This window comes from Streptomyces swartbergensis (assembly GCF_002148965.1).
GTDB lineage: Bacteria > Actinomycetota > Actinomycetes > Streptomycetales > Streptomycetaceae > Streptomyces > Streptomyces swartbergensis.
On the sequence record NZ_NGFN01000519.1, the window covers coordinates 1 to 3910 of the forward strand.

The window sequence follows — 3910 nt, forward strand, 5'->3', positions numbered from 1 at the left end:
TGCGAGACCATCGTGCGCTCCCCCTCGTAGGCCATGGAGACCGTCACCGGGGAGTGCCAGCCGGGCACCGTGCGCGACGTGGAGAGGTCGATGCCCTCGCCGTGCTCCAGGGCGTCCCRGCAGTAGTCGCCGTAGTGGTCGTCGCCGAAGGCCGCCGCGAGGGACGTCCGCAGGCCGAGGCGGGCCAGGGCGGTGGCCATGTTGGCGACGCCGCCGGGGCTCGATCCCATCCCGCGCGCCCAGGACTCCGTCCCGCGCACCGGGGCGGAGTCGAGCCCGGTGAAGATGATGTCGAGGAAGACGGTGCCGGTGAGATAGACGTCCCAGGGCGGGTCGTCCGGCGCGCGCAGCAGGGCGAGGGGATCGACCTGGCTCTGGCGGTGCGATCCCTTTCCGGCCGGGCCCTTTCCTGCCGGGGCGGTGGACGCGATCACGATGCGCTCCCTGACGTGGTGCGGTTCAGGCCAGTCTGCACCACGTCACCGACAGCGTGACGCCGATCACGCCGGTCCCGCCCGTTCCGTCAGCTCGCACCGGCCCCCGCGCGCCCCCTGGACCACCGGAGAGCCGGGGCTACCAGCGGGGCACCGAGGGCGTCACCCACGCCGGGTCGGCGACCCGCATGGCCGCAGCGTCGTCGCGGTCCCGCAGCGCACCGTCGTCTTCCAGCCACCGCCGGTGCAGCACGGCCAGCCGCTCACGTTCGAGCTCCACGCCGAGCCCGGGCGCGTCGGACACGGTCACCTTGCCGTCCTCGAAGCCGAGCCGCTCGGTGAGCACGTCCTCCGACTGCCAGGGGTAGTGGGAGTCGCAGGCGTGGTGGAGGTCCGGGACGGTGGCCGCCACGTGGGTCATCGCGGCGAGGGAGATGCCCAGGTGGGTGTTGGAGTGCATCGACACACCGACGCCGAAGGTGCGGCAGACGGCGGCGAGCTGCTGGGTGTTGCGCAGTCCGCCCCAGTAGTGGTGGTCGGAGAGCAGCACCTGGACAGCGCCCCGCGTGAACGCCTCCTTGACCTCGGCGAAGGTCGTCACGCACATGTTGGTGGCGAGTGGCACCCCGGTCCGCTCGGCCACCTCGGCCATGGCGGGGATGCCGAGGGTCGGGTCCTCCAGGTACTCCAGGACGTCCCCGAGTTCCCGCGCCACCTTCAGTGAGGTCTCCAGGGACCAGGCGCCGTTGGGGTCGAGCCGCAGCGGATGCCCGGGGAACGCCTCGGCGAGCGCCCGTACGGCCGCGATCTCCTCGTCGGGCGGGAAGACACCGCCCTTGAGCTTGAAGGAGGTGAAGCCGTACCGCTCGGTGAACCGGCGGGCCTGTTCCACCACCCCGGCCGGGTCGACGGCGGCCCCCCAGTCGTCCTTCTCGCAGGCGGTGCCCTCCGGGTGGCCGGCCCACTTGTAGAACAGGTACGCGCTGTACTCGACGGCGTCGCGCACCTTGCCGCCGAGCAGCGCGTGCACGGGCAGTCCGAGGGCCTTGCCGAGGGCGTCGAGACAGGCCACCTCGAAGGCGGAGACGACGGAAAGACGCAGCTTGTCGGCGGTCTGGACACCGCGCAGCCCGCCGACGTCGACGGCGTTCTCGACCCGGGAGGCGTCCACCGCGACCTGGTCCGCGACCGTGAACAGCCCGTTCAGGTCGCTGATCTGCCGCCCCTTCAGCCGCTCGGCGAAGGGCCGGGCCAGCTCCAGGTACTTGGTGTCGCCGTAGGTCTCCCCCACGCCCGTGACCCCGTCCGCCGTGACGACCTCGACGATCAGCCGGGGCGTGTACGGCTGGTGCACGCCCTGGGTGTTCAGCAGCGGCGGGTCCGCGACCAGGATCGGCGTGAGCCGTACGTCGGTGACGGCGAGGTTCACAGAGCGGCTCCCACGAGGTCGAGTCCCGCGGTGAGGAGGGCGGTGAGGGCGGCCAGGTCGGCGGGCGAGGGGTCGGTGAGCGGGGCGCGTACGGGGCCCACCGGGTGGCCGCGCAGCCGGGCCGCCGCCTTCACCAGCGACACGGCGTACCCGGGGACGCGGTCGCGCAGTTCGACGAGCGGGACGTAGAAGCCGCGCAGCAGCTTGTCGACGGTGCCGTGGTCGCCGTCGCGCAGGGCGGCGAAGAAGGCGTCGGAGATCTCGGGGGCGAAGGCGTGGACCGCGGAGGAGTAGGCGGGGACGCCGACGGCGGCGTAGGCGCGGGCCTGGATCTCGGCGGTGGCGGCGCCGTTGAAGAACAGGAAGTCCTCGGGCGCGGCGAGGGTGAGACGCTGGAGCCGGTCGAGGTCGCTGTGGCCGTCCTTGAGGCCGATGACGCCCGGCAGGGCCGCGATGCGCTTGAACGACTCGGCGGTGAACGCGACCTGTCCGCGCTGGTAGGCGATCAGCGGCAGCCGGGTGCGAGCGGCGATCTGTTCGAGCTGGGCGACCAGCCCGTCCTGCGGGGCGGCGACGAGGTAGTGCGGCAGCACCAGGAGCGCGTCGGCGCCGGCGTCCTCGGCGATGCGCGCGAACCGGACGGCCTGCGCCCAGCCGTAGCCGGTCCCGGCCACGACCGGTACGCGGCCCGCCGCCTCCTCGACCGTGATGGTGACGACCTGCCGGTACTCGTCCTCGTCGAGCGAGAAGAACTCGCCGGTGCCGCAGGCGGGGAAGACGGCGCCGGGCGAGGTGGCGAGCCGGTCCGCGACGTAGGCGCGGAAGCCGTCCGGGTCGAGGGTGCCGTCGTCGCGGAAGCTGGTCAGCGGGAACGACAGCACGCCGCCGGCCATGCCCTCCCGCAGCCGGTGCGCGACCCCACCCGGTCCAGCGCTCACGCTCATGTCCTCGGCCATCCCTCGCTGTCTCCTTATGTAGACGCCATTTATGTATGAGAATGATGGCTGGACAGGTGAACGTCAACCGCAGAGGGCGGCCCGATTACGATCGGCACATGTCAGACACAGGGGGCGTCCGCGAAGTGAAGTCCGCGGCCCGCACGGTCGAGCTGCTGGAACTCCTCGCGGCACGCGGCGACCGCCCGGCCCGGCTCCAGGAGCTGGCCGACGAACTGGGCGTGCCGCGCAGCTCGATGTACGCGCTGCTCCAGACCCTGATCTCGCGCGGCTGGGTCCGCACCGACGTCACCGGCTCCCTGTACGGCATCGGCATCCACGCCCTGCTCACGGGCACCAGCTACCTCGACTCCGACCCCCGGGTCCGGGTCGTACGGCCGTATCTCGACGAGGCGTCCGAGGCGCTCGGCGAGACGATCCACATGGGCCGGCTGGACGGCCGGGACGTGGCGTACCTGGCGACGCGGGAGTCGCACGAGTACCTGCGCACGATCAGCCGGGTGGGGCGGCGGCTGCCCGCGCACGCAGGAGCCCTGGGCAAGGCCCTGCTGGCGGAACGCCCGGACGCGGAACTGCCCGAGGGGCCGTACGAGGCACTGACCCCGAACTCGCACACCAGCCGGGAGTCCCTGGCGGCCGACCTCGCCCAGGTCCGGGCCCGCGGCTGGTCCGTGGACCGGGAGGAGGGCGTGACCGGCATCGTCGGCTTCGGATTCGCGCTGCGCTACGACATCCCGGCACTGGACGCGATCAGCTGCTCGGTGCCGGTGGCCCGGCTCACGCCGGAGCACGAGGAGCGGATCGTCGTCGTGATGCGGGAGATCCGGGCGAAGGTGGAGGCGACGGTTCCGGGGGCCGGGTCGGTGCACTGGCGTTAGCGGAGACGCCACTTCACCTCGGAAAAGGCGCTCGTCTACCCGGACTTCACCGCACCAAACGCAACGTGCGCCACATCACACGGCCTGGGTTAACTCGTACGACTACTTGCTTGATACAAATTGCCCGCGCGTTCCTGTCCGTCGACGGTCGTCGCCCAACCCCCCCTCGTCCGCCGCTCCTTCCGCATGCCCTGGGAACGCCCGTGTTCGCCC

Annotated in this window: 4 protein-coding genes; 1 reads left to right on the plus strand and 3 read right to left on the minus strand. The window is 72.1% G+C overall.

Annotated elements, in window-relative coordinates; genetic code table 11:
- From CA983_RS41315 to CA983_RS41325, 3 genes are all read right to left on the minus strand, one after another.
- Positions 1-434: carbohydrate kinase family protein (locus tag CA983_RS41315; protein WP_244207319.1), on the minus strand; the 434-nt coding region annotated here is incomplete at its 3' end.
- A gap of 139 nt (positions 435-573) precedes the next feature.
- Positions 574-1863, minus strand: coding sequence for a glucarate dehydratase family protein (locus CA983_RS41320; protein WP_086605801.1), 1290 nt, complete (start codon positions 1861-1863; stop codon positions 574-576).
- Positions 1860-2807, minus strand: coding sequence for a 5-dehydro-4-deoxyglucarate dehydratase (locus tag CA983_RS41325; RefSeq protein ID WP_167407553.1), 948 nt, complete (start codon positions 2805-2807; stop codon positions 1860-1862). Before CA983_RS41325 ends, CA983_RS41320 begins: the two co-directional genes overlap by 4 nt.
- A 110-nt stretch (positions 2808-2917) precedes the next feature.
- On the opposite strand from CA983_RS41325, the gene CA983_RS41330 reads away from it, so the two are divergent.
- Positions 2918-3697 (plus strand): IclR family transcriptional regulator, encoded by a 780-nt coding sequence (locus CA983_RS41330; RefSeq protein ID WP_086605803.1) that lies wholly within the window; start codon positions 2918-2920, stop codon positions 3695-3697.
- Positions 3698-3910 lie beyond the last annotated feature (213 nt).

Coding starts and splice junctions, on each gene's coding strand:
- CA983_RS41325 (WP_167407553.1), bottom strand. CDS start 2,807: ATGAGCGTGAGCGCTGGACCGGGTGGGGTCGCGCACCGGCTGCGGGAG.
- CA983_RS41330 (WP_086605803.1), top strand. CDS start 2,918: ATGTCAGACACAGGGGGCGTCCGCGAAGTGAAGTCCGCGGCCCGCACG.